General features: G+C 71.9%; 24 protein-coding genes. 12 read left to right on the forward strand and 12 right to left on the reverse strand.

The annotated features are described in order from the left end of the window. Positions 1-12: 12 nt before the first annotated feature. From murD to Talka_RS05030, 10 genes are all read left to right on the forward strand, one after another. Complete coding sequence (gene murD, locus Talka_RS04985) at positions 13-1,548, forward strand: UDP-N-acetylmuramoyl-L-alanine--D-glutamate ligase (protein ID WP_246100581.1); 1,536 nt, start codon at positions 13-15, stop codon at positions 1,546-1,548. Further along, positions 1,545-2,816, forward strand: a complete 1,272-nt coding sequence (ftsW, locus tag Talka_RS04990; RefSeq protein WP_143890024.1) for a putative lipid II flippase FtsW — start codon at positions 1,545-1,547, stop codon at positions 2,814-2,816. The genes murD and ftsW overlap by 4 nt, the downstream gene beginning before the upstream one ends. Further along, positions 2,813-3,892 (forward strand): undecaprenyldiphospho-muramoylpentapeptide beta-N-acetylglucosaminyltransferase, encoded by a 1,080-nt coding sequence (gene murG / locus Talka_RS04995; protein WP_143890025.1) that lies wholly within the window; start codon positions 2,813-2,815, stop codon positions 3,890-3,892. The genes ftsW and murG overlap by 4 nt, the downstream gene beginning before the upstream one ends. Then, entirely contained in the window at positions 3,889-5,310 is a 1,422-nt protein-coding gene (gene murC, locus Talka_RS05000; protein WP_143890026.1) for a UDP-N-acetylmuramate--L-alanine ligase, read from the forward strand. The genes murG and murC overlap by 4 nt, the downstream gene beginning before the upstream one ends. Continuing rightward, positions 5,307-6,272 carry a D-alanine--D-alanine ligase gene (locus Talka_RS05005; protein WP_143890027.1) on the forward strand — a complete coding sequence of 322 codons (966 nt, stop codon included), beginning with the start codon at positions 5,307-5,309 and terminating at the stop codon, positions 6,270-6,272. The genes murC and Talka_RS05005 overlap by 4 nt, the downstream gene beginning before the upstream one ends. A gap of 4 nt (positions 6,273-6,276) precedes the next feature. Further along, complete coding sequence (locus Talka_RS05010) at positions 6,277-7,116, forward strand: cell division protein FtsQ/DivIB (protein WP_143890028.1); 840 nt, start codon at positions 6,277-6,279, stop codon at positions 7,114-7,116. 12 nt (positions 7,117-7,128) lie between these two features. Then, positions 7,129-8,358: a cell division protein FtsA gene (gene ftsA / locus Talka_RS05015; RefSeq protein WP_143890029.1), complete on the forward strand. Its 1,230-nt coding sequence runs from the start codon at positions 7,129-7,131 to the stop codon at positions 8,356-8,358. A gap of 23 nt (positions 8,359-8,381) precedes the next feature. Next, positions 8,382-9,623, forward strand: coding sequence for a cell division protein FtsZ (ftsZ, locus tag Talka_RS05020; RefSeq protein WP_143890030.1), 1,242 nt, complete (start codon positions 8,382-8,384; stop codon positions 9,621-9,623). A gap of 162 nt (positions 9,624-9,785) precedes the next feature. Continuing rightward, a complete protein-coding gene (gene lpxC / locus Talka_RS05025) occupies positions 9,786-10,709 on the forward strand; it encodes a UDP-3-O-acyl-N-acetylglucosamine deacetylase (RefSeq protein WP_143890031.1) in 924 nt (307 codons plus the stop codon). After that, the gene (locus Talka_RS05030) at positions 10,706-10,924 is read left to right on the forward strand and encodes a hypothetical protein (RefSeq protein ID WP_143890032.1); all 219 of its coding nucleotides are present in this window, start codon (positions 10,706-10,708) and stop codon (positions 10,922-10,924) included. The genes lpxC and Talka_RS05030 overlap by 4 nt, the downstream gene beginning before the upstream one ends. A 34-nt stretch (positions 10,925-10,958) precedes the next feature. Here the strand turns inward: Talka_RS05030 and ruvC are convergent, their stop codons facing one another. From ruvC to Talka_RS05085, 11 genes are all read right to left on the reverse strand, one after another. Then, on the reverse strand, positions 10,959-11,507 hold the full coding sequence (gene ruvC / locus Talka_RS05035) for a crossover junction endodeoxyribonuclease RuvC (protein ID WP_143890033.1): 549 nt from the start codon (positions 11,505-11,507) through the stop codon (positions 10,959-10,961). 25 nt (positions 11,508-11,532) lie between these two features. After that, on the reverse strand, positions 11,533-12,228 hold the full coding sequence (mtgA, locus tag Talka_RS05040; RefSeq protein ID WP_143890173.1) for a monofunctional biosynthetic peptidoglycan transglycosylase: 696 nt from the start codon (positions 12,226-12,228) through the stop codon (positions 11,533-11,535). 93 nt (positions 12,229-12,321) lie between these two features. After that, positions 12,322-13,203 carry an energy transducer TonB gene (locus Talka_RS05045; protein ID WP_143890034.1) on the reverse strand — a complete coding sequence of 294 codons (882 nt, stop codon included), beginning with the start codon at positions 13,201-13,203 and terminating at the stop codon, positions 12,322-12,324. 21 nt (positions 13,204-13,224) lie between these two features. Beyond that, positions 13,225-15,309, reverse strand: coding sequence for a ribonuclease catalytic domain-containing protein (locus Talka_RS05050; protein WP_143890035.1), 2,085 nt, complete (start codon positions 15,307-15,309; stop codon positions 13,225-13,227). Between the two features lie 141 nt (positions 15,310-15,450). Next, positions 15,451-16,149 (reverse strand): 7-cyano-7-deazaguanine/7-aminomethyl-7-deazaguanine transporter, encoded by a 699-nt coding sequence (locus tag Talka_RS05055; protein WP_143890036.1) that lies wholly within the window; start codon positions 16,147-16,149, stop codon positions 15,451-15,453. Positions 16,150-16,271: 122 nt separating this feature from the next. Continuing rightward, positions 16,272-17,594 carry an FAD-dependent oxidoreductase gene (locus Talka_RS05060; protein ID WP_185970062.1) on the reverse strand — a complete coding sequence of 441 codons (1,323 nt, stop codon included), beginning with the start codon at positions 17,592-17,594 and terminating at the stop codon, positions 16,272-16,274. 131 nt (positions 17,595-17,725) lie between these two features. Continuing rightward, entirely contained in the window at positions 17,726-18,340 is a 615-nt protein-coding gene (locus tag Talka_RS05065; protein WP_185970063.1) for a histidine phosphatase family protein, read from the reverse strand. A gap of 87 nt (positions 18,341-18,427) precedes the next feature. Continuing rightward, positions 18,428-19,834, reverse strand: coding sequence for a DNA repair protein RadA (radA, locus tag Talka_RS05070; RefSeq protein WP_143890039.1), 1,407 nt, complete (start codon positions 19,832-19,834; stop codon positions 18,428-18,430). Beyond that, on the reverse strand, positions 19,835-20,179 hold the full coding sequence (locus Talka_RS05075) for a type II toxin-antitoxin system RelE/ParE family toxin (RefSeq protein WP_143890040.1): 345 nt from the start codon (positions 20,177-20,179) through the stop codon (positions 19,835-19,837). After that, complete coding sequence (locus Talka_RS05080; RefSeq protein WP_425472631.1) at positions 20,176-20,415, reverse strand: type II toxin-antitoxin system ParD family antitoxin; 240 nt, start codon at positions 20,413-20,415, stop codon at positions 20,176-20,178. Before Talka_RS05080 ends, Talka_RS05075 begins: the two co-directional genes overlap by 4 nt. A 19-nt stretch (positions 20,416-20,434) precedes the next feature. Further along, the gene (locus Talka_RS05085) at positions 20,435-21,091 is read right to left on the reverse strand and encodes a YqiA/YcfP family alpha/beta fold hydrolase (protein WP_143890042.1); all 657 of its coding nucleotides are present in this window, start codon (positions 21,089-21,091) and stop codon (positions 20,435-20,437) included. 24 nt (positions 21,092-21,115) lie between these two features. Here Talka_RS05085 and rodA point away from each other — a divergent pair, with 24 nt between their 5' ends. Both rodA and tldD read left to right on the forward strand, forming a co-directional pair. Further along, a complete protein-coding gene (gene rodA / locus Talka_RS05090) occupies positions 21,116-22,273 on the forward strand; it encodes a rod shape-determining protein RodA (protein ID WP_143890043.1) in 1,158 nt (385 codons plus the stop codon). Positions 22,274-22,334: 61 nt separating this feature from the next. Continuing rightward, a complete protein-coding gene (gene tldD / locus Talka_RS05095) occupies positions 22,335-23,798 on the forward strand; it encodes a metalloprotease TldD (RefSeq protein WP_143890044.1) in 1,464 nt (487 codons plus the stop codon). A 150-nt stretch (positions 23,799-23,948) separates the two neighbouring features. On the opposite strand, the gene Talka_RS05100 is transcribed toward tldD, so the two are convergent. Next, entirely contained in the window at positions 23,949-24,614 is a 666-nt protein-coding gene (locus tag Talka_RS05100; protein WP_143890045.1) for a hypothetical protein, read from the reverse strand. Positions 24,615-24,797: the final 183 nt, after the last annotated feature.

Consider the following 24,797-nt stretch of genomic DNA (forward strand, 5'->3'; position numbering starts at 1 on the left):
GATCTTGACGCGATGACCGCGTGGCGCCACGACCTGCTGCCGACGTTGGCTAGGCGGCCTGTGCTGGTGCTGGGCCTGGGCGCCAGCGGGCTGGCGCTGGCGCGCTGGCTGCACGCCGCCGGCGCCGCGGTGACGGTGGCCGACACGCGCGCGCAGCCGCCGCAGGCCGCCGCGCTGCAGCAGGCGGCGCCGGGCGCGCGGCTGCTGGCCGGCGCGGCGCTGGACGAGGCGCTGGCGGCGCAGCAGCCGTGGGCGCTGGTGGCGCGCAGCCCGGGGCTGGCGCCGGCGCAGTGGGCGCCCCTGCGCGCCGCCGCGCAGGCCGCCGGCGTGCCGTGCGTCGGCGAAGTCGAGCTGTTCGCCGCGGCGCTGCGCGCGCTCGAGGCGCGCGGCGGCGAGCGCGCCACGGTGCTGGCCATCACCGGCACCAACGGCAAGACGACCACCACCGCGCTGACCGGCCACCTGCTGCGTGCGCTCGGCTGGGACGTGGCAGTGGCCGGCAACATCGGCCCGACGCTGCTGGCCACGCTGGCCGAGCGGCTGCAGCAGGGCCGGCTGCCGCGCGCCTGGGTGCTGGAGCTGTCCAGTTTCCAGCTCGACGGCGTGGAGGGCTTCGAGCCGACGGCGGCCACCGTGCTCAACGTCACGCAGGACCACCTCGACTGGCACGGCAGCCTGGAGGCGTACGCCGCGGCCAAGGCGCGCATCTTCGGCACGCAGGGGCTGATGCTGCTCAACCGCGACGACCCGATCGTGTGGGCGTGGCGGCCCGCCGAGCCCGCCCCGGCGGCGCGCGGCGCGGCGCGGCGCCGGGCGGCTGCCGTGCGGCCCTGGGCCAGCTTCGGGCTGGGCTTGCCGGCGCGCCCGGGCGACTGGGGGCTGGAGACCGCAGGCGGCGTGACCTGGCTGGTGCGCGCGCTGCCCGAGGCCGAGCCCGTGCCGGGCGAGCCGTTGCCGCTGCAGCGGCTGCTGCCGGCCGAGGCGCTGCGCATCCAGGGCCGGCACAACGCCGCCAACGCGCTGGCGGCGCTGGCGCTGGCCACCGCGGCGGGCGCGCCGCTGGCGCCGCTGCTGCACGCGCTGCGCGACTACCGCGGCGAGCCGCACCGCGTGCAGCCGGTGGCCATCGTGCGCGAGGTCGAGTACATCGACGACAGCAAGGGCACCAACGTCGGCGCGACGCTGGCGGCGCTGGAGGGGCTGGGCGCGCAGCGGCCCCTGGTGGTGATCCTCGGCGGCGACGGCAAGGGACAGGACTTCACCCCGCTGGCGCCGGCGGTGGCGCGCCACGCGCGCGCGGTGGCGCTGATCGGCCGCGACGCCCCGGCGCTGCAGGAGGCGCTGCAGGGCTGCGGCGTGCCGCTGCAGCGCTGCGCCGACCTGCCGTCGGCGGTGCGTTGGTGCGCGCAGCAGGCGCGTCCCGGGGATGCGGTGCTGCTGTCGCCGGCGTGCGCGAGCCTGGACATGTTCCGCGACTACGCGCACCGCGCCGAGGTGTTCGTCGATGCCGTGCGCGCGCTGCAGGACGAGGAGGGCACCCCGGCATGAGCGCGTGGCAGCACCTGTGGCAGCGGGCCGGCGCGCGCCTTGGCGCGTTGCGTCCGGCGGCGGCCGGCGCCGGCGAGCTGCCGGTGCGCGTGCTGCGCCACGATCCGGCGCGCCGCCCGCGCGCGGTGGTCGGCGCCCAGGGGCTGGATCAGCCGCTGCTGTGGGTGGTGGTGGCGCTGGTGTGCTGGGGGCTGGTGATGGTCTATTCGGCCTCGATCGCGCTGCCGGACAACCCGCGCTTCGCCAACTACGGGCCGTACCACTTCGTGCTGCGCCACGCGCTGGCGGCGCTGATGGGTGCGGTGGCCGGGCTGCTGGCGTTTCAGTTCTCCACCGAGCAGTGGAAGCGCGCGGCGGTGCCGTTGTTCCTGCTGGCGCTGGCCCTGCTCGTGCTGGTGCTGGTGCCGTTCATCGGCAAGGGCGTCAACGGCGCGCGGCGCTGGATTCCGCTGGGGGTATTGAATTTCCAGCCCTCCGAGCTGGCCAAGCTGGCGGTGGTGCTCTACGCCGCCGACTACATGGTGCGCCGCATGGAGGTCAAGGAGCGCTTCTTCCGCGCCGTCTGGCCGATGGCGGTGGCGGTGGGGCTGGTCGGCGTGCTGCTGCTGGCCGAGCCGGACATGGGCGCCTTCATGGTGATCGCGGTCATCGCGATGGGCATCCTGTTCCTCGGCGGCGTCAACGCGCGCATGTTCTTCCTGATCGCGCTGGTGGTGGCGGCGGCGTTCGCGGCGGTGGTGCTGACCAACGAGTGGCGCCGCGAGCGCATCTTCGCCTACCTCGACCCGTGGAGCGAGCAGCACGCGCTCGGCAAGGGCTACCAGCTGACGCACGCGCTGATCGCCCTGGGCCGCGGCGAGTGGTTCGGCGTCGGGCTCGGCGCCAGCGTCGAGAAGCTGCACTGGCTGCCGGAGGCGCACACCGATTTTCTGCTCGCGGTCATCGGCGAGGAGTTCGGCTTTGCCGGCGTGCTGACGGTGATCGCCCTCTTCATGTGGCTGACGCGGCGCATCATGCAGATCGGCCGCCAGGCCATCGCGCTGGACCGGGTGTTCGCCGGGCTGGCGGCGCAGGGCGTGGGGCTGTGGATCGGCTTTCAGGCGTTCATCAACATCGGCGTCAACCTTGGGGCGCTGCCGACCAAGGGCCTGACGCTGCCGTTCATGAGCTACGGCGGCTCCGCCGTCCTGATGAACCTGATCGCCATCGCGTTCGTGCTGCGCGTGGACTGGGAGAACAAGGTGCTGATGCACGGAGGGCGGACATGAGCGCGGCCCCCTGCGCGCTGATCATGGCCGGCGGCACCGGCGGGCACATCTTTCCGGGCCTGGCGCTCGCGGAGGCGCTGCGCCAGGCCGGCTGGCGAGTGCACTGGCTCGGTGCACCCGGCGGCATGGAGGCGCGGCTGGTGCCGCCGTGCGGCTTCGCGTTCGAGCCGGTGCCGTTTGCCGGCGTGCGTGGCAAGGGGATGCTCACGCTGGCGCTGCTGCCGCTGCGGCTGTTGCGCGCGTTCTGGCACGCCTGGCGCGCGGTGCGCCGCGTGCGGCCCGACGTGGCGGTGGGGCTGGGCGGCTACATCAGCTTCCCCGGGGGGATGATGGCGGTGCTGGCCGGCTGCCCGCTCGTGCTGCACGAGCAGAATTCGGTGGCGGGGCTGGCCAACCGCGTGCTGGCGCAGGTGGCCGACCGCGTCTATGCGGCCTTCCCCGGCGCGCTCCCCCAAGCCGAATGGATCGGCAACCCGCTGCGCGCGGCGTTCCTGCGCCAGCCGCCGCCAGCCGAGCGCTTCGCGCACCGCGCCGGGCCGCTCAGGCTCTTGGTGATCGGCGGCAGCCTCGGCGCCGCGGCGCTCAACGACCTCGTGCCGCAGGCGCTGGCGCGCCTGCCCGAAGAGCGTCGCCCGCAGGTGCTGCACCAGAGCGGCGAGCGCCATCTGGAGGCGCTGCGCGCGGCCTACGCGCGCGCCGGGGTGCAGGCCGAGTGCGTCGCCTTCATCGACGACACCGCGCAGGCGTTCGCGCAGGCCGACGTCATCATCGCGCGCGCCGGCGCCAGCACCGTCACCGAGATCGCCGCGGTCGGGGCCGCCGCCCTGTTCGTGCCGTTCCCGCACGCGGTCGATGACCACCAGACCACCAACGCGCGCTTCCTGGCCGACCACGACGCGGCCTGGCTGCGCGCGCAGTCCGACCTCACCCCGGCGTGGCTGGCCGACTGGCTGGCCGGGCTGACGCGCGCGGAGCTGCAGCGCCGCGCCGAGCTGGCCTGGGCGCGGCGCAAGACCGACGCCGTCGACGTCATGGTGCGCGCCTGCACGGCGCTGGCCGCCGGGAGGAAGCCATGAAACATGCGATCCGACACATCCATTTCGTGGGCATCGGCGGTGCCGGCATGAGCGGCATCGCCGAAGTGCTGCTCAACCTCGGCTACACCATCTCCGGCAGCGACCTGGCCGACGGCGCCGCCACGCGGCGGCTGCGCCAGCTCGGCGCGCGCGTGCACCTGGGCCACGACGCCGCGCACCTGCAGGGCGCCGACTGCGTCGTCGTCTCCAGCGCCGTGCGCGACGACAACCCCGAGGTGCAGGCGGCGCGCGCGCGCCGGCTGCCGGTGGTGCCGCGCGCGGTGATGCTGGCCGAGCTGATGCGCTTCAAGAAGGGCATCGCGATTGCCGGCACACACGGCAAGACGACCACCACCAGCCTCGTGGCCAGCGTGCTGGCCGCGGCGGGGCTGGATCCGACCTTCGTCATCGGCGGGCGGCTCAACAGCGCCGGCGCGCACGCGCGCCTCGGCCAGGGCGACTACATCGTCGTCGAGGCCGACGAGTCCGACGCCTCGTTCCTGAACCTGCTGCCGGTGATGGCGGTCGTGACCAACATCGACGCCGACCACATGGACACCTACGGCCACGACTTCGGCCGGCTGCAGCAGGCGTTCGTGGACTTCCTGCACCGCATGCCGTTCTACGGCGCGGCGGTGCTGTGCGTGGACGATGCGCCGGTGCGCGCGCTGCTGCCGCAGGTGCAGCGCCCGGTGACGCCGTATGGCTTCTGTGAAGAGGCGCAGGTGCGCGCGCTGGACGTGCGCGCGGTCGGCACGCAGATGCACTTTCGCGTGCAGCGGCGCAACGGCGTGGCGCTGCCGGAGCTGGAGGTGGTGCTGAACCTGCCCGGCGAGCACAACGTGCGCAACGCGCTGGCGGCGATCGCGGTGGCGGCCGAGCTCGGCGTGCCGGACGAGGCGGTGCTGCAGGCGCTGGCGGAGTTCAAGGGCGTCGGGCGGCGCTTTCAGCGCCACGGCGAGGTGGCGTTGCCGGGCGGCGGCACGGCGCTCATCATCGACGACTACGGCCACCACCCGGCGGAGATGGCCGCCACCATGGCCGCGGCGCGCGGCGCCTACCCCGGGCGGCGGCTGGTGCTGGCGTTCCAGCCGCACCGCTACACCCGCACGCGCGACTGCTTCGAGGACTTCGTGCGCGTGCTGGCGCAGGCCGACGCGGTGCTGCTGACCGAGGTCTACGCCGCTGGCGAGGCCCCGATCGTGGCCGCCGACGGGCGCGCGCTGGCGCGCGCGCTGCGCGTGGCCGGGCGCGTGGAGCCGGTGTTCGTGCCGGAGGTGGAGGCGCTGCCGGCGGCGATCCTGGCCAACGCGCGCGATGGCGACGTGGTGCTGTGCATGGGCGCGGGCTCCATCGGCCAGGTCGCCGCGCAGGTGGTGGCGCGGGCCGGCGCGGCGGCGCAGGAGGCGCTGGCATGAACGGGGCGATCGACGTACGCGCGCTGGGCAAGGTGGCGGTGCTGATGGGCGGCCGCTCCGCCGAGCGCGAGGTGTCGCTGATGTCCGGCCAAGGGGTGCTGGCGGCGCTGCGCCGCCGCGGGGTGGACGCGCACCCGTTCGACCCGGCCGAGCGCGACCTGTGCGAACTCAAGCGCGCCGGCTTTGCGCGCGCCTTCATCGCGCTGCACGGGCGCTGGGGCGAGGACGGCACCGTGCAGGGGCTGCTGGAGCTGCTGGGCATCCCCTACACCGGCTCCGGCGTGCAGGCGTGTGCGGTGGCGATCGACAAGACGCTGACCAAGCGCCTGTGGCAGGCCGAGGGGCTGCCGACGCCGGCCTGGCGGCGCGTGGCCAGCGTCGCCGAGGCCGAGGCGGCGCTGGAGGCGCTGGGCGCGCCGATGATCGTCAAGCCGGCGCGCGAGGGCTCCACGATCGGCCTGACCAAAGTGATGGCGCGTGGGCAGTGCGCCGACGCCTACCGTCTGGCCGCGCGCCACGATCCGGAGGTGCTGTGCGAGCAGTTCATCGCCGGGCCGGAGGTGACCTGCGCGGTGCTCGGCCACGGCGCGGCGGCGCAGGCGCTGCCGCTGATCCGCATCGTCGCCCCGGGCGGCCAGTACGACTACCACGCCAAGTACTTCAGCGACGCGACGCGCTACCTCGTGCCCAGCGGCCTGCCGCCCGAGCAAGAGGCCGCGATCCAGGCTCTGGTGCTGCGGGCCTACCGCGCGCTGGGCTGCCGCGGCTGGGCGCGCGCCGACGTGATGATCGACGAGGCCAGCGGCCAGCCCTACCTGCTGGAGCTCAACACCGCGCCCGGCATGACCAGCCATTCGCTGGTGCCGATGGCGGCGCAGGCTGCCGGGCTCGACTACGACACGCTGTGCCTGCGGCTGCTGGCCGACGCGGCGCTGGATCTGGCCCCGGCGCAGGAGCCGTGAGACCATGACGCGCCGCGCCCCCCCGCCCCCCGCACCGCTGCCGCTGGACGTGCGCCTGATGAACGCCACGGCGGCGGCGCTGCTGGCGCTGACGCTGCTGGCGGCGCTGGGCGCGGCCCTGCTGGCGTGGGCGCGGCACCCGATGTGGACGCTGCGCAAGGTGATCGTGGAGGGCGAGGCGGCGCACCAGAACGAGGTGACGATCCGGGCGCTGGTGCTGCCGCACCTGCGCGGCACCTTCCTGACGCTGGATCTGCAGGCGGTGCGCGAGCGGTTTGAAGCGCTGCCGTGGGTGCGCGAGGCGCGCGTGCAGCGCCAGTTCCCGCACACGCTGCGCGTGACGCTGCGCGAGCACGAGCCGCTGGCCTGGTGGGGCGAGCGCGGCGGCGGCCGCCTGGTCAGCGTGCACGGCGCGATTTTCGACGCCGATCCGGACGAGGCTGCCGCCGACGCCTGGCCGGTTCTGGCCGGCCCGCCGGAGGAGGCCGAGGCGCTGGTGGCGATGCTGCGCCGCGTGGCGCCGCTCGTGCAGCGGCTCGGGCGCGACGTCGAGCGGCTGGAGCTGAGCCCGCGCGGCAGCTGGCGCCTGGTGCTGGACGGCGACGCGCCGCTGGAGCTGGGCCGCGGCGACGAGGCGGCGCTGGCGCGCCTCGCAACCTTTGTCACCACGCACACGGCGCTGCGCGCGCGCTACGGCGCGCGCGACATCGTCGCCGCCGACCTGCGCTACCCCGACGGTTACGCCGTGCGGCTGCGCGGCGTCAGCACCCGCCCCGAGTTGCCCCCGCCGGCGCGCCGCGGTGCCGCCGCTGCGCCTGCCGTCGTTACCCCATCCACGCGCTGACCCGGAATCGACATGGCCAAGGAATACAGCGATCTCATCGTCGGACTCGACATCGGCACCGCCAAGATCATGGCGGTGGTGGCCGAAGTGCTGCCCGGGGGAGACCTCAAGCTGGTCGGCCTCGGCGTGGGCCCAAGCACGGGCCTCAAGCGCGGCGCCGTCGTCAACATCGACGCCACGGTGGCCAGCATCCAGCAGGCGCTCAAGGAAGCCGAGCAGATGGCCGGCTGCCGCATTGCGCGCGTTTACACCGGCATCACCGGCAGCCACATCCGCGGCATCAATTCGCAGGGCATGGTGGCCATCAAGGATCGGGAAGTCACGCCGGCCGACGTGGCGCGCGTCATCGACACCGCCAAGGCGATCAACATCCCCACTGACCAGCGCCTGCTGCTGGTGGAGCCGCAGGAGTTCATCATCGACGGCCAGGAGGTCAAGGAGCCGATCGGCATGAGCGGCGTGCGCCTGGAGGCCAAAGTGCACATCGTCACCGGCGCGCAGAGCGCGGCGGAAAACATCCTGAAGTGCGTGCGCCGCTGCGGGCTGGAGGTCGAGCAGCTGATGCTCAACCCGCTGGCCGCGGCGCAGGCGGTGCTGACCGACGACGAGAAGGAGCTCGGCGTGGCGCTGGTGGACATCGGCGCCGGCACCACCGATGTGGCGATCTTTGCGGGCGGCGCGATCCGCCATACGGCGGCGATCCCGATCGCCGGCGACCTGATCACCAACGACATCGCGATGGCGCTGCGCACGCCGACCAAGGATGCCGAGGACATCAAGGTCGAAGCCGGCTGCGCCAAGCAGCTGCTGGCCGACCCGGACCAGCAGGTCGAGGTGCCGGGCATCGGCGACCGTGGCCCGCGCCTGCTGAGCCGCCAGGCGCTTGCCGGGGTCATCGAGCCGCGCGTGGAAGAAATCTTCGCGCTGGTGCAGCAGGTCATCCGCGAATCCGGCTGCGAGGAGCTGCTGTCCAGCGGCATCGTGCTGACCGGCGGCAGCGCCGTCATGCCCGGCATGGTCGAGCTTGGGGAAGACGTGTTTCTCAAGCCGGTGCGCCGCGGCGTGCCGCGCTACGCCGGGGCGCTGGCGGACATGGTCGCGCAGCCGCGCGCGGCCACGGTGATGGGTTTGCTTGAGGAGGCGCGCCTGGCGCGCCTGCGCGGGCAGAAGGTGGCGCAAAAGGCGGGCTCGGTCGGCGGTCTGCTGGCGCGCGTCAAAGAATGGTTTGTCGGCAATTTTTAACTTGAGGTGAAGGAGCCTAAAGCATGAGCATCGAACTGATCGAAGTGGAAGAGTTCAACCGCGGCACGCAGATCAAGGTGATCGGCGTTGGCGGCGGCGGCAGCAACGCGGTGGAGCACATGATCCAGAGCCGCGTGCAGGGCGTGGAATTCATCTGTGCCAACACCGACGCGCAGGCGCTGGCGCGCTCCTCGGCGCACCGGCTGATCCAGCTGGGCCGCACGGGGCTGGGCGCCGGCAGCAAGCCCGACAAAGGCCGCGAGGCGGCGTTGATGGCCGAAAGCCAAATTCGTGAGGCGATCGAGGGCGCGCACATGCTGTTCATCACCGCTGGCATGGGCGGCGGCACCGGCACGGGCGCCGCGCCGGTGATCGCGCGCATGGCCAAGGAGATGGGCATCCTGACGGTGGGCGTCGTCACCAAGCCGTTTGAGTGGGAAGGCGCGCGCCGCATGGCCAACGCCGAGGAAGGGTTGGCCGAGTTGGAGCAAAACGTCGATTCGCTCATTGTGGTGCTCAACGACAAGCTGCACGAGGAGCTCGGCGAGGACGTCACGCAGGATGAGGCGTTCGCCGCCGCCAACGACGTGCTGAAAAACGCCGTGGGCGGCATCGCCGAGATCATCAACGTCGAGGCGCTGGTCAACGTGGACTTTGAAGACGTGCGCACCGTGATGGGCGAGCCGGGCAAGGCGATGATGGGCACCGCGGTGGCCAGCGGCCCCGACCGGGCGCGCATCGCCGCCGAGCAGGCCGTGGCCTGCCCGCTGCTGGAGGGCGTGGACATGCGCGGCGCCAAGGGCGTGCTGGTGCTGATCAGCGCCGCGCGCGGCTCGCTGAAACTTTCGGAATCCAAGCTTGCGATGAACACGATCCGGGCGTTTGCGGCGCCGGATGCGCACGTCATCTACGGCACCGCCTACGACGAGTCGCTGGGCGACGCGCTGCGTGTGACCGTGGTGGCCACCGGCCTGAGCCGCGCGGGGCAGCGCCAGCCGTTCACGGTGGTGCAGTCGCAGCCGCAGCAGGGCCTGCGCACCGGCACCGACAACGCACCGTTCATTCCGACGCTGAACCAGGCCGTCGGCGGCGCCGGAGCTGTGGCGGCTGCCTCGGCGACGACCGGCAGCGCCGGCCTGCATCCGAACGTGCCGCGCGTATGGCTCAACAACCGCGGCAGCGCCGCCTCGCGCGTGGAGGCGCTGGCCTCCAGCGGCATGGACGACTACGAGATCCCGGCCTTCCTGCGCAAGCAGGCCGACTGAAGGGCGCGCGGGCGGCGGCCCTGCCGCCCGCGTGGGGCTGAACGGGCTTCTTCACCTCGCGGGGCGCCGGCTGCCGACCCGGCGCCCCGCATCCCCGGGCCGAGGCGCGGGTTCGCCGCGACCCGCCAGCGCGGATCCGAGCCCGAGCCTACAATGTCGCGAATGATTGCCCAGACCACGCTCAAGACCCTCACGCGCGCCGTCGGCGTAGGGCTGCACAGCGGCGAGCGCGTCGAGCTCACGCTGCGCCCCGCCGCGCCTGGCACCGGCATCGTGTTCCGCCGCGTGGATCTGGCCGAGCCGGTCGAGATCCCGGCGCGCGCCGACGCCGTCAGCGACACGCGGCTGGCCTCCACGCTGTCGCGCGACGGCGTGCGCGTGCACACGGTCGAGCACCTGATGAGCGCCTGCGCCGGTCTGGGCCTTGACAATCTGTATGTCGATTTGACCGCGGAGGAGGTGCCGATCCTGGACGGCTCGGCGGCGGCCTTCGTTTATTTGCTGCAAAGCGCTGGTCTGCAGCGTCAAAACGCGCCGCGGCGCTTCCTGCGCGTCAAGCGCGCGGTGGAGGTGCGCGAAGGCGAGGGCCGCCAGGCCAAGTGGGCGCGGCTGGAGCCATACCATGGCTTTCGGCTCAGCTTCGAGATCGCGTTCGACCACCCGGCGGTGGCGGCCACCGGCCAGCGCGTCACCTTCGAGCTTGGCCGCGACAACTACGTGCGCGAGATCGCGCGCGCGCGCACCTTTGGCTTCACGCGCGACGTCGAGGCGATGCGCGCGCAGGGCTTGGCGCTGGGCGGCGGGCTGGACAACGCCATCGTGCTCGACGACGTCAAGGTGCTCAACGCCGACGGGCTGCGCTACGACGACGAGTTCGCCAAGCACAAGATCCTCGACGCGATCGGCGATCTCTACCTGGCCGGCCATCCGCTGCTGGCGGCCTACACCGCCTACCGCAGCGGCCATGCGCTCAACAACCGGCTGCTGCGCGCGCTGCTGGCGCAGCCCGACGCGTGGGAGCTCGTCACGTTCGACGACGAGCGCGCCGCGCCGCAGGGCTTTGCGCGGCTGGCGCCGGCCTGGTGAGCTGGCTCGAGGGGGCGGCGCGACAAGAGGGCGGCGCGATGTTTCTCTTCCGCTTCCTGATGTTTGCGCTGCTGGGTGCGAGCGCCCTGTGCTTCGCGTTCTACCTCGGCACCGGGCGCAAGCCTTTTCTGCGCTGGGGCATCGTGATCTTGAAGTGGACGGTGATCGCGGCGCTGGCGTTCTTCGGCGTGCTGATCCTGAGCCGCATCGGCTAGCGCCGGCACGCGTTTGCCGCCGGCGGAGCGGCGGTCAGTAGCTGCGGCCGTCGCGGTAGGCCCCATGCGTGCGCGCGCGCAGCGGCGCGACGCGGGCGATCGCGGCGTTGGTGCGCGCCACCTGCGCGTGCGTGATGCACAAGCCCAACGCGTCGGCGGCGTCGCGGCTGGGCAGACCCGGCAGCGCCAGCAGGCGGCGCACCATCTCTTGCACCTGGCTTTTGTGCGCCTTGCCGTAGCCGACCACGGCCTTTTTGAGCTGCAAGGCGGTGTATTCGGCCACCGGCAGCCCATGGGCGACCAGCGCCGTTAGACAGCAGCCGCGCGCCTGCCCCAGCATCAGCGTGGCCTGGGGGTTGACGTTGACGAACACGATCTCCAGCGCCGCCACCGTCGGCTGCCAGCGCCGCACCACCTCGCCGATGCCGTCGAACAGCACCTTGAGCCGCTGTGGCAGCAGCGCACCGTCGTCGGGGCGGGTGCGGATGGTGCCGCTGGCCACGTAGCGCAGCTGCGTGCCGTCGGCGTCCACCACGCCAAAGCCGGTGGCGGTCAGGCCGGGGTCGATGCCGAGGATGCGCATGGCCGCCATCCTAACCGCCGTGCCGTCACGGCACGCGCACCGCCGGCATGCGCGCCAGGATGGTCTGCGCGCGCGCCTGCACCCAGGCCGAATCGGGCCGCCGCCCGTAGCGCTTCGGCGCCGGCAGCAGCACCGCCAGCCGCGCCGCCTCCGCGGCGGTGAGGCGCGCCGCGGGCTTGCGCAGGTAATGCCGCGCCGCCGCCTCGGCGCCGAAGACGCCGTCGCCCCACTCGACGCTGTTGAGATAAACCGTCAAGATGCGCCGCTTGTCCAGCAGCGCCTCCAGCATCCAGGTGATCAGCAATTCCTGTCCCTTGCGGGCCAGCGTGCGTTCGCCCGACAGCAGCAGGTTTTTGGCCAGCTGTTGCGTGATGGTGGAGCCGCCAGCCAGCCGTGCCGGGCGCACCGGGCCGCTGTCGCTGCGGCTTTGGCGTTGTCGCTGCAGCCGACTCCAGGCTTGGCGCACTGCGTCCCACTCGACGCCAAAGTGGTCGGCAAAGCCGGCATCTTCGGCGGCGATCACCGCGCGGGGCAGCTGCGCGCCCAAGGCCGGGGCGGCCACACCCTCGTGACGCCAGCGGGCGAGCTCGCCGGCGCGCCACAGCCGCCATGCCTCGCTGCGCTGAAAGGCGGTGCTGGGCGCGTCGCTCCAGGCCAGCGTGGCCACGCGCAGCGCGAACGCCAGCTGCAGCGCCAGCAGCGCCAGCAGCGTCCAACCCATCCAGGCCAGCACCGCGCTCCACAGCCGCAAGCGGGGTGGCGCAGGCGTCTGACGGTGGCGGGCAGCGGCGCGGGCGGGCATCGGCTTGATGGTTTACGAGGGTTGAGCGCTGAGTTGGGTTTGCAGCCCGCCTTCGCGCGTGAAGCGAAAGCGCGAGACCACCACCAGCTGATCGGCGCGCGCTCGCATGGCCGGGCTGAAGCGGCCAAACGTGAGGTCGTGCACCAAGCGTCGCGCGTGGTCGTCCAAGAACGGGTTGCCGGAGCCTTGCACCACTTCGGTGGCAAGCACCCGCCCGTCATGGTTGACGGTGATCACCATGGTGAGCTCGCCATACACTTTGCGTCCCCCCTGTTCGGGAAAGCGCGCGGTGCCGTATTCTTCGATGCGCCGGCGCAGCTCGTCGTAATACAGCGCGTAGATCGCCTCTTTGGTGGCGGGGCTGATGAAGCGCCGCCGCGGGCGGGCGTTTTCCTCGTTGATGCGACGCTCGATTTCCGCCAGCGCTTGCAGCAGCGCCTGGCGGCGTTGTTCGCGCGCTTGCGCATGCTCACTGGCGTCGTGCGGGTCGCCTTCGCGCAACTGAGCCAGCTCGCGGCGCAGGTGGGCCAGCAGCTGCATTTGGCGTTGTTTCATCGCCTCCAGGCGGCGCTCTTCCTCATCCAGCGCGTCGCCGCCGCGCAGCACCGGCGCCGGCGGCAGCGGCGAGCTGGCTCGGCCCTGCTCGACATGCCCCCCGCCGGCCAGGTTGGCTTGCGCAATCGCCTGCGCGCGCGCAGGGGCAGCCTCGCTGCGCGCGTTGACAAGGATGACCTCCAGCGGCGTGTCTTGCAGCACGCGTTGCGGTTGCGTCGGCGGGGCCAGGCGCAGCGTCAGCACGACGGCGTGCGCCAGCAGCGACAGCGTCAACGCCCACGGCAGCGGATCGTCGCGCCAGCGGCGGCCAAGCGCATGGAGTGGGGCGGCGAGGTTCATCGCGCCTGGGGCCCTGATATGTCACGTGGCAGGCGCCGCCGCCGCAGGGGGCGGGGCGGGCGCGGCGTCCGTTTGCCCTTCGTCTCCTTCGTCCAGCGCCACGGCCACCGCCAGCGGCGTGGCCAGCGCCTCCTCCGGCTCGCCTTCCAGCGTGTCGCCTTCGACGGGTTCGGTGGCGCCGAGCCGCTCGACCACGGTGCCGCTGACCTCCAGGCTCACCTCATCCACCGCGCCCAGCCGCACGCGCACGCGCTCGCCGCGCTGCAGCCCGTCGGTGCCCAGGGCGGTCAGCACCAGCGGCAGCGTCTCGGCGCGCAGCAGGTTGTCCTTCAGGTAGGCGGCCTCCAGCTCGGTGATGCCTTGCTGGCGCAGGTAGCGCAGCGTCCAGTAACGCTCCATCGTCGCCTGGAACTGGCCGTAGGCGGTGTAGGCGGCGTCGAAGGCGCTGATGATGGCCAGCAGCGCCGCGTCCTTCGGCTTGAACGGGGCGGCCAGCGCGGCGGTGGCGCCATGGCGCGCGCAGGCCACGATCTGCCACTGGTTGACGAGGTCGGTGTAGCGCCGCAGCGGCGAGGTGCTCCAAGCGTAGCACGGCACGCCGATGCCGGCGTGCGGCAGCGCCTTGGTGCCCATGCGCACCTTGACGCCGGGGGCCAGGCTCGCCTGACTGCGGTAGATGGCCGGCACGCCCAGCTCCGCCAGCCATTGGCCCCAGTGGCTGTTGGCCAGGATCATCGCCTCGGCCACCATCAGGTCCAGCGGCGCGCCGCGCGCGCGCGTGCCGATCACCACCGTTTCCTCGCCGGTCAGCTCCGGGCCCGTCATGCCCTCGAGCCGGAAGGTGTAGTCCGGACGGGTGAAGGTCTCGGGGCGGCCGCGCACCACTTCGCGCCGCGCCTTGCACGCCTGCGCCAGCCGCCACAGGAAGGCGAGCTGCGGCTGCAGCGCCGCCACCTCCGGCGGCGCCTCGGGCGCACGCGCCGGGTCGTCCAGCCACGCCGCCGTCACCACTGCATCGAGCCGGTCGTGGCGCAGGTTGTGCGCGATCGGCACGCGCTCCAGACGCGTCGTCGCACCGCGCACCTCGAGCGTCGCCTCGTCGATCGTCAGGTACAGCGACACCGCCGGCCGCGGTGCGCCCTCCAGCAGCGTGTAGGCTTGCACCACCGCATCCGGCAGCATGGTGATCTTGTGCCCCGGCATATAAACGGTGGACAGGCGCTGACGCGCCACCTCATCGAGTGCGCTGCCTGGCGCGATCGCCAAGGCAGGGGCGGCGATGTGGATGCCCAGCGTCACCGTGCCGCTGCCCAGCCCTTGGACGCTTAGCGCATCGTCGATCTCGGTGGTGCTGGAGTCGTCGATCGAAAACGCCGCCACGCCGTCGGCCAGCGGCAGGTCGTCCGGCAGCGGCGGCGCCGGCAAGTCCGGAAAGCCGGTGCCGCGCGGAAAGTGCTCGAACAAAAAGCGCTGCCAGTGAAACTGATAGGCGCTGGTGATGGCCCCGGCGCGCTGCAGCAGCGCCAGCGGCGCCAGGTGCGCCTCGCGCGCGGCGTGCACCACGGCCTTGTATTCCGGCGCGTTCTTGTCCGGACGGAACAGGATGCGGTAGAGCTGCGCGCGCACCGCTTCCGGGCAGCGGCCGGCCACCAGCTCGGCGGCCCAGGCGTCGATCTGCGCCTGCACGGCCTTCTTGCGCTCGATGGCCGCCAGCGCCTGCCGCAGCACGTCGGCGGGCGCCTTGCGGAAGCGCCCGCCCTTGCCGGCGCGGCGGAAGTAGTGCGGCGCCTCGTGCAGTTTCAGGAGTGTGGCCGCCTGCTGCTCGACACTGGGCGGGTCGCTGAAGTAGAGCGCGGCCAGATCGGCAAAGCCAAATTCCTCGTCCGGCGCGAATTCCCAGGCCAAATCGAGGTCGATTTGCGCCGCCAGCGCCGTCGCTTGTTCCAGCAGCGCGGCGGGACTCGGCTGCTCAAAGGTCAGCAGCACGTGGGCAGACTTGACCTTCAGTCGGCGACCGGACTCCAGCTCAAGCTGAACCGAAGCCTCGCCGCGAGCGAGAACGCGGCCAGCGTGCAGCTTGCCAGCGTCGTCAAACAGAGCAAACAACGTCAGCGGTTCCGCAGTTCAAAGCGATCGACTAACGGCAGTCGATCGCCCCAAGAAGGGTTGAGAGGGTAGGGAGAGCTCGAACGCTTGCGAAGTTTACCGAATGGGCGCCCTCCCCAACCCGATGCCGCGGGACCGACTTTAGGAGGCGCCCGCAGGGGCGATGGCAGCTTGGGGCAGGCGGCGCAGCAGCGCGCGCAGCGCCGCCCCGTACAGCGGCAGCAGCGCCAGCAAGCTGAAGGTGAGCTTGGTGGCGTAATCCACGGCGGCGATCTCGACCCAGTGCTCGGCCATGAAGGCGTCGGGACTGTGCCAGAACGCCGCGGCGAAGAAGACGAAGGTGTCGATCAGGCTGCCAACGACGGTGGAGGCTGCTGGCGCGATCCACCACGCACGCAAACGGCGCAGCCGCGCAAACACCGCGATGTCGGTCAGTTGCCCGACCCCGTAGGCGGCGAAACTGGCCAGCGCGATGCGAAACACAAAGCCGTTGAAGTCAGCCAAGCCAGCCCAGCCGACAAAACGTCCGTCCACCCACAGCACCGACACCACGTAAGAGGCCACCAACGCCGGCAGCATGACGCGCGCCACCACGCGCCGCGCCACCGTCGGGCCCAGCACCCGCACGGTGAGGTCGGTCAACACGAACACCAGCGGAAACGTGAACGCCCCCCACGTGGTGTGCACGCCCCCGAACTCGAACGGAATTTGCACCAGCACGTTGCTGGCGATGATCACCGCGGTGTGCAGCAGCGACAGCCACAGCACCACGCGCGGCAAGGCTTCGGGTGCCAAAGGATGGGGAGCACCCCCAACGGGTGCAGAAGGAATGAAAGGCATGGTCGATCCTTTTTGATGAGTGGGGTGAGGGAACCCACGCCGTCCCGCAAGGGGACGGCCACTGTCAGCAAGAAGTGTAGCCGAACCGCCGCTGCTGCGCGGTGCGGCGGCGCGCCTGCCGCTCAGCCCAGCATCGCGCGCCAGACGCCGCGCGCCCAGCCCCACGATGCCGCGCCGGAGCGGGCACTGGGCTGCGGATCGACGGTAAAGCGCAGCTTGGGCGCCTCGCCCGGGGCCATCGTCGTCACGACGTTGACGTTGATCGCCTCGTCGTGCGACGTGGCGGCCCAGCAGATGCCCAGCGGCAGCTCGATCTCGCCCTTCGGCGCCGGGGCGGCCTCGCCACGCAGGCGGCGCGCGATCTCTTCGCCGACCGCGCGGCCCTGGCCGAACGCCACCTGGCCGCTCTTGGGCTGCGGGCTGCCCTGGGCGTCGCCGATCACGAAGATGCGCGCATCCGCCTTGGCCTGGAAGGTCGGCAGCTCCACGTCGGCCCAGCGCTGGCCGAGACCTGCCTGCCGCACCAGCGCGTGGGCCCGCATCGGCAGCACCAGATTGGCGTGGTCGAAGCGCAGCTCGCCGGCGCTGGTCTGCAGCGTGCGCCGGCCGGCGTCCACCGCCTGCAGCTCGACGCCCGCGCGGTAGTCGATCACGTCGGCGTAGGCTTTGAGCGCCCCCAGGATCGGCTGCGCGGTCGGCGCCGGCGTCGGCGCCGCGTTGGCATCCAGAAACACGATCTTGCCGCGCACGCCGCGCTTCTTCACCTGCTCGGCGATCAGCATCGCGCGCTCGTACGGCGCCGGCGGGCAGCGGTACGGGGGCTTGGGCGCGCTCATCACGAAGGTGCCGCCCTGCGCGAGGAAGCGCTCCACCTGCGCGCGCACCGCCTGGTGCTCGAAGGCGCGAAAGCCCACCGGCAGCGCCTCGCGCGCGGCGGCAAAGCCGGGCAGGCTCTCCTCCATGTACTCGATGCCGGGGGAGAGCACCAGGTAGTCGTAGCGCAGCCGCTGGCCGCTGGCCAGCACGACCTCGCGCCGGTCGCGCTCGATCGCCTGCACGCGGTCGCGCACGCGCCGCACGCCCGGCAGCGCGTCGACCCGTTCGTAGCCGTGCAGCAGCTCCTCCAGCTTGCCCGTCGTGGCGACGTAGTGCCCGCTCATCGGGCAGGACATGAAGCGGTCGTTGGGCTCCACCAGCACGATGTCGGCGGCCTTCTCCGCCGCCAGCGCGCGCACCGCACCGAGCCCGCCCCAGCCGGCGCCGACCACCACCACCTGCGGCCGCGCCTGCCCGGTGATGCTGGCGCAGCCGGCCAGCCACGCCGCCGGGCCGACGGCCAGGCCCGCCTGCAGCACGCGCCGGCGCGGCCACGAGGTCGCGGCGCCGCTCGCGGCGGGCACGGTGGGGGGCAGGGTGTGCGACAGGGTGTGCGGGTTTGGCGCCATGGGTCTCCTCCTCGTTCGATCGGAAAGCCGGCGTTGGCTTGATAAAACGCAAACCCTAGCCGGTACCGGCATCGTAGAGGCAAAAGACCACGGCGCAAGCAGGGATTACCCGCAGCCGCGCCACGCGCCGTTCACGGCAGCAGCCGCAGCACGCCCAGCACCTTGAGCTGACCCTGCTCGTCGCTTTCGGTGACGATCGCCTCGTTGTAGTCGATCTGCTCGCCGGTCAGCGCGTCGATGTTGGGCAGGTGGGTCACCAGCACCAGCGGGTTCGGCCCGCGCAGCCGCCGGATCCAGCCCTCGGCGGCGTCCATCGCTTCGTTGAGCGAGCCGCCGCGGCCGGAAAGGAATTCGCGCAGCCGCGCATCCAGCTCGGCCTTGCCGAACGCCAGCCGCGCCGTGTCGCGCGTGCGGCACATCGCCGAGGCCACGACGTGCAGCCGCTCGGGCGGCAGCCCGCGCGCTGCGAACGCCCGCCCGATCGCCTCGGCGTCGCGGCGGCCCTTGCCGGTCAGCATGTTCTCGCCGCGGCACTGGCCGCTCGGGTCGAACACCGAGCCGTCGCGCCCGCTGGCCTCGGTGTGGCGCATCACCACGACCATGTTCGGCCGCGTGGCCAGCGCCTGCCACAGCGCCTCGGCGTCGCTGGCCCGGGCGGCGGCGACCGGCAGCAGCGCCGTCAGCATGGCGGCGGCCAGCGTCCGCGCCGCTGGGCGCCACTCCGCGGCGAACCAAGAAAGGGGCATCCTCATCGTCTCCTCCAGATCGGATGTTTCGGAGACTCGAAGTGTCCGCAACCCCAGCCGCGCTGTCAAAGGCCCGCGTCGGGGCGGTCAGCCCAACCCCCGCACCACCTCCAGCGCTTCCTCGACGCGCTCCACGCCGTGCAGCGTCAGGCCCTCGGTGGCGCGCAGGAACGCCGCGTCGGGCTTGCGCGGCAGGTTGGCCTTGGGCACCACCGCCACCGCCATGCCGAGCTTGGCGGCTTCCTTCAGCCGCTCCTGCCCGCGCTGCGCCGGACGCACCTCGCCGGCCAGGCCCACCTCGCCGAAGGCGACGAAGCCGCGCGGCAGCGCGCGCCCGCGCAGGCTGCTCGCGACCGCCAGCAGCACCGCCAGGTCCGCCGCCGGTTCGGCAATCCGCACGCCGCCGACCGCGTTGACGAACACGTCCTGATCGCCGGTGGCGATGCCGGCGTGGCGGTGCAGCACCGCCAGCAGCATCGCGAGTCGGTCGCGCTCCAGCCCGACGCTCAGACGCCGCGGGGCGGGGCCGCCAGCGTCCACCAGCGCCTGCACCTCCACCAGCAGCGGGCGCGTGCCTTCGAGCGTGGCCAGCACGCAGCTGCCCGGCACCGGCTCGCGGTGCTGGCTCAGGAACAGGGCGCTGGGGTTGCCCACGCCCTTGAGGCCCCGCTCGGTCATCGCGAACACGCCCAGCTCGCTGACGGCGCCGAAGCGGTTCTTGATCGCGCGCACGAGGCGAAAGCTGCTGTGCGCGTCGCCCTCGAAATAGAGCACCGTGTCGACCATGTGTTCCAGCACGCGCGGGCCCGCGAGCGCCCCGTCCTTGGTGACGTGGCCGACCAGAACCAGGGTCGCGCCGCTGTCCTTGGCGGCGCGCGTCAGCAGCGCGGCGCATTCGCGCACCTGGGCCACCGATCCGGGGGCGGAGGTGAGCTGCTCGGTGTAGACGGTCTGGATCGAGTCGATCACCGCCACCGCGGGGCGCTGCTGCCGCAGCGTGGCCAGGATCGCCTCCAGCCGGATCTCGGCCAGCACCGGCATCTGGCTGTCGCCCAAGCCCAGCCGGCGCGCGCGCAGCGCCACCTGCGCGCCGCTTTCCTCGCCGGTGACGTAGAGCGTCGGCAGCCCCGCGCGCTGCAGCGCATCCAGCGCCTGCAGCAGCAGGGTGGACTTGCCGATGCCCGGGTCGCCGCCGATCAGCACCACTGCCCCCGGCACCACGCCGCCGCCGAGCACGCGGTCGAGTTCGGCCAGGCCGGTCGGCGTGCGCGCGACGTCGGCGGCCTCGATGTCGGCCAGCCGCGCCAGCGTCCCTTCCGCCGCCAGCCCTTGCCGCAGGGCGCTGAAGCGCGCGCGCGCGTTGGCGGGCGGCTCGGGCGCGGGGACGGTTTCCTCCAGCGTGTTCCAGGCCCCGCAGTGCGGGCAGCGCCCGTGCCAGCGCGGCGTGCTGCCGCCGCAGGCGCGGCAGAGGTAGAGCGTGCGGTCCTTGGCCATTCAGTCGGTGTCGGGTAAGTTCGGCTCGTCGTCCAGCAGGTCCTGAGGCAGGTCGCGACACTGGTGCAGCATGCGCCAGACGTCCAGATGCCCGGGTCGTTCGACGAAGAAGATCAGGTACGGAAAGCGCGTCAGCGGCCAGGCGCGCAGGCCCGGCAGCCCGAGCTCGTGGCCCCAGCGCGGCGAGGCGCTGCCCGGGTGCGCCGAAAGGTGTTCCAGCGCCTGCTGCAGCGCGTCGATGAAGCGGCCGGCCAGTGCCGGCCCGCCCTCCGCAAGCCAGTGCGCCAAAGCCTCGTCGATGTCCTGCTCGGCGCGCTGGCGCAGGACGGCAGGCTTGTGGCTCACGCGTCGGCGGCGGGTGTGGCGGTCGTGGCACGCGCGCGCAGCCGGGCGAAGTAATCCGCGTCGGCGCGCGCGCCGGAGGGCGAGGCGGCGCCCTCCAGCAGCCGCTCGCGCAGCCGCTGGCGTTCGAGGTCGGCGCGGATCAGCGCGCGCACGTATTCGCTGGCGGAGCCGTAGCCGCGCGTGCGCACCTGCTGCTCAACGAAGTCGCGCAGGCTGCCCGGCAGGGAGACGTTCATCGTGCCCATGGCCGCAAGGCTAGCCGGCTTGGCAAACTTTGGCAAGATCGCCGCACGCCAGCCCCAGATGCGCCAGCAGCACCGGTAGGTGGGCGTCGAAGTCGCTCAGCGCGTGGTCGCTGCCGGGCACGACATGGTGGCGGCTGCCGGGGTAGCGCGCCACCATTTCGCGCCAGTCGAGCACCTCGTCGCCGGTGGCGGCGATCAGCAGCACGCGCTCGGGGTGCGGCAGCGCGCCGGTGGCCAGCTCGCGCAGCTCGTCCACGTACTCGGGGCGGAAGAAGAGGCGCTCGGCCGGGTCGTGCCACGCCGGGTGCTCGCCGATGTGGCGCGCCAGATCCCGCGCCGGATCGACGGCGGGGTTGATCAGCACGGCGCGCCAGCCCCGCTGCGCCGCCAGCCGCGTGGCGTAGAAGCCCCCGAGCGAGGAACCGACCACGGCGGCGGTCTCGTCCGGCCAGCCGGCGACGGTGGCCTCGATCAGCGCCCAGGCGGCGGCGGGGCTGGCCGGCAGCTGCGGGCAGGCCCAGCGCACCTGCGGGTGGTGCGCGGCCAGGTGCGCCGCCAGCCGCTGCGCCTTGAACGAGCGCGGGCTGGAGCGAAAGCCGTGCAGGTAGAGCACATGGGTGACAGGGGGCGGCGCCGACGCGTTGAGAGTTGAGGCGGTTGTGGTCATGACGCCCAGGATAATCAAGATCCTATGGCGGTGGTGATCGAAAAGCCCCCCTTGCGCGCGCGCCTGGCTCCGCTGGTGCAAGGGTTCGACGGGCCGTTTTTGCTGACGGTGGCGCTGCTGGCGCTGATCGGGCAGGTGGTGATGGTTTCGGTGGCGTGGGACATCGAGGGCCGCGCCTGGGATCACGCGCGCAACCTGCTGATCGCCGCGATCGTGATGCTGGCAGTGGCGCAGATCCCGCCGCAGCGGCTGCAGGCGCTGGCCTTGCCCTCCTATGCGGTGGGGGTGGTGCTGCTGGTGGCGGTGGAGCTGGTCGGCGTGACCAAGAAAGGCGCGCAGCGCTGGCTCGACCTCGGCGTGGTGACGATCCAGCCCAGCGAGCTGATGAAGATTGCCATGCCGTTGATGCTGGCCTGGTGGTTCCAGCAGCGCGAGGGGCGGCTGCGGATGCTGGATTTTGCGGTCGCCGGGGCGCTGTTGGCGTTGCCGGTCGGATTGATTTTGCTGCAGCCGGATCTGGGCACGGCGTTGCTGGTGCTGGCCTCAGGGCTGTCTGTCATTTATTTGGCTGGGCTGTCTTGGAAGCTGATCCTGCCGCCGCTGCTGTTGGGCGCGCTCGGGGTGGCGACGCTGATCGTGATGGAGCCGCAGTGGTGCGCGCCCGGCGTGGACTGGGTGGTGCTGCACGAATATCAACGCCAGCGGGTTTGCACCTTGCTGGATCCAACGCGTGATCCACTGGGCAAAGGCTTTCACATCCTGCAAGGGATGATTGCGATCGGCTCCGGCGGGCTGTGGGGCAAAGGGTTTGGTCAGGGCACGCAGACGCACCTGGATTTTGTGCCCGAGCGCAGCACCGACTTTATCTTTGCCGCCTTTGCCGAGGAGTTTGGTTTTGTTGGCGTGCTGGTTTTGCTCGCCGCCTACGGCTTGTTCGTCTGGCGCGGGCTGGTGCTGGCGATGCGTGCCTCCACCTTGTTCGGGCGGCTCTTGGCCGGCGCACTGATTTTGGTGCAATTTGTCTATGCCTTTGTCAACATCGGCATGGTCAGCGGCATCCTGCCGGTGGTGGGGGTGCCGCTGCCGTTCGTCAGCTACGGCGGCACGGCGATGGTGGCGCTGGGGGCGAGTCTTGGGCTGATGCTGTCGGTGGGGCGGCACAAGCGGCTGGTGCCAACCTGAGTGTCAGGGCGTGGCGGCGACGAGGGCTGTATGCCCGCGGCGCGCTGCCTACAATGGCAGCATGATCGCTGTTGAACCGACCCTGCAGCGCCTGGCCACGGCGCGCGCGTTGCTGCTTGAACCCTATGGATTGGATGAAAGCCACTTGCGCAAGGCCCTTTCGCGCATCATGGGCCCCGGGGTGGACGACGCTGACCTCTACTTTCAATTCACGCGCAGCGAGGGCTGGAGTCTGGAGGAAGGCATCGTCAAGACCGGCAGCTTCAGCATCGACCAAGGCGTGGGCGTGCGCGCCATCAGCGGCGACAAGACCGCCTTTGCCTATTCCGACGACTTGAGCTGGGCGGCGCTGCGCGAGGCTGCCGACAGCGTGCGCGCCATCGGGCGTCAGGGCGGGGCCCAGCGCGCCGACCTGCGCCGTCGTCGTCGCGTGGCGCCATCCCACGATCTCTACGCCGCGCAAGATCCGCTGGGCACGCTGGACAGCGCCGCCAAGGTGGCGTTGCTGGAGCGCATCGAGCGCATGGCGCGCGCGCGCGACCCGCGCATCGTGCAGGTGATGGCGGGGCTGGCGGCGGAATACGATGTGGTGCTGGTGGCGCGCGCCGACGGCGTGCTGGCTGCTGACGTGCGCCCGTTGGTGCGGCTGTCGCTGACGGTGATCGCGCAGCAGGGCGACCGGCGCGAGGTCGGCTCCTCCGGCGGCGGCGGGCGCTGGGGGCTGGAGCGCTTCGACGAGGCGTTGCTGAGGCGCTACGTCGATGAGGCGGTCGATGCGGCGTTGACCAATCTGGAGTCGCGCCCGGCGCCGGCCGGGGAGCTGACCGTGGTGCTGGGCCCCGGCTGGCCCGGCGTGCTGCTGCACGAGGCGGTCGGCCACGGGCTGGAGGGCGACTTCAACCGCAAGGGTTCCAGCGCGTTCGCCGGCCGCATCGGCGAGCGCGTGGCGGCCAAAGGCGTGACGGTGCTGGACGACGGCACACTGCAGGGCCGGCGCGGCTCGCTCAACATCGACGACGAGGGTCATCCAACGCAGCGCAACGTGCTGATCGAGGACGGCATCCTGCGCGGCTATTTGCAGGACCGGCTCAACGCGCGGCTGATGGGCGTGCCGTGCACCGGCAATGGCCGCCGCGAGAGCTACGCGCACCTGCCGATGCCGCGCATGACCAACACCTACATGCTGGCCGGCGAGCACGACCCGCAAGAGATCATCGCCAGCGTCCCGCGCGGCCTGTATGCGACGCAGTTCGGCGGCGGGCAGGTTGACATCACCAGCGGCAAGTTTGTCTTCTCCGCCAGTAGCGCGTGGTGGATCGAAAACGGCAAGCTGGCTTACCCTGTCAAGGGCGCCACCTTGATCGGCAGCGGCCCGCAGGCGCTCAAGCGCGTGCGCATGATCGGCTGCGACCTGCAACTCGACGCCGGGGTCGGCACCTGCGGCAAGGAAGGCCAAAGCGTGCCGGTGGGCGTGGGCCAGCCGACGCTGCGGATCGACGGCTTGACTGTCGGCGGCACCGTTTGAGCTGGCGGCGAATCGTCTGCACGGTCGGCAGCCGATACACAAAAAAGCCCGCTTGGCCAGCGGGCGAAACGGGTGAGACAACAGGATCTTTGGCGTGCCCGCTGACCGCTTCGGCGACCGTGGTTGACGGTCAGCGGGCGTTTGACCGGCTCAGATCGAGCGGCGGAACAGCCCCAGCCAGCGCGGGTGCATCGCCACTTCCTGCAGCACGCGGGCCGATTTCTGCCCTTCGGCATTAACCGCCACTTGGTGCACCAGCGCCTTGCCGTCTTGCGCGTTGACCGTGGCGGTGTAGAGATTGTCCTTGCGCGCGAGGTAGGCCGCCACCGCCGCGTCCTCCTTGGCGGCGCGCTCCGGCAGTTTGGCGCCCCAGACGCGCAGGTGGAAAAAAATCGGGCCGGTGTAGTTGACCTTGGCGGCTTCCTGCAGCGCGGCTTTGACCATCGCGTAGTTGTCTTCCACGCTGGCCTGGCCGCCATAGATCAGCGCCAGCGCCGGGGCGTTGGCGTGGCCTTGCACCGCCGCGCTGGCTTCCTCGGGCTTGGCGGTGGCCACCACCGAGGGATGGCCGCCCTTGGCCACCAGCTGCGCGGCCATCGCGCCGGCCAAAGAGCTGCAAATCGACGTTTGATTGGTCAGGATCAGCGGGCTGTCCACCTTCATCAGATCCGCCATCACCGAGCCAAACGCCTGGCCCGTATAGCCGCGCAGCGCGAACTGCTCACCCAACGACAGCGCTTGCGCATGCGCGCCGCCGGCCAGCAGCGCCGCACCCAGCGCCAGGGCTACAGCTCCGGTCCTCACTCGAAATGCCATCGGAAGCTCTCCTCTACGTCGTGAAAACGAGCTTGATGCTCTATGCTCTACTCAGTATGGCTTGCGTCGATGACGCGACGATGAAGAGTCACGCGCCGCCGTCCAAGTTCCGGAAAACCGCCAGACCGCGCGGCGGGCGTTGCGGCGCTGCAACAATGCCGCCGCATCCGCCTTGCTGCAGAC

The sequence above is a fragment of the Tepidimonas alkaliphilus genome, assembly GCF_007556595.1.
GTDB lineage: Bacteria > Pseudomonadota > Gammaproteobacteria > Burkholderiales > Burkholderiaceae_C > Tepidimonas > Tepidimonas alkaliphila.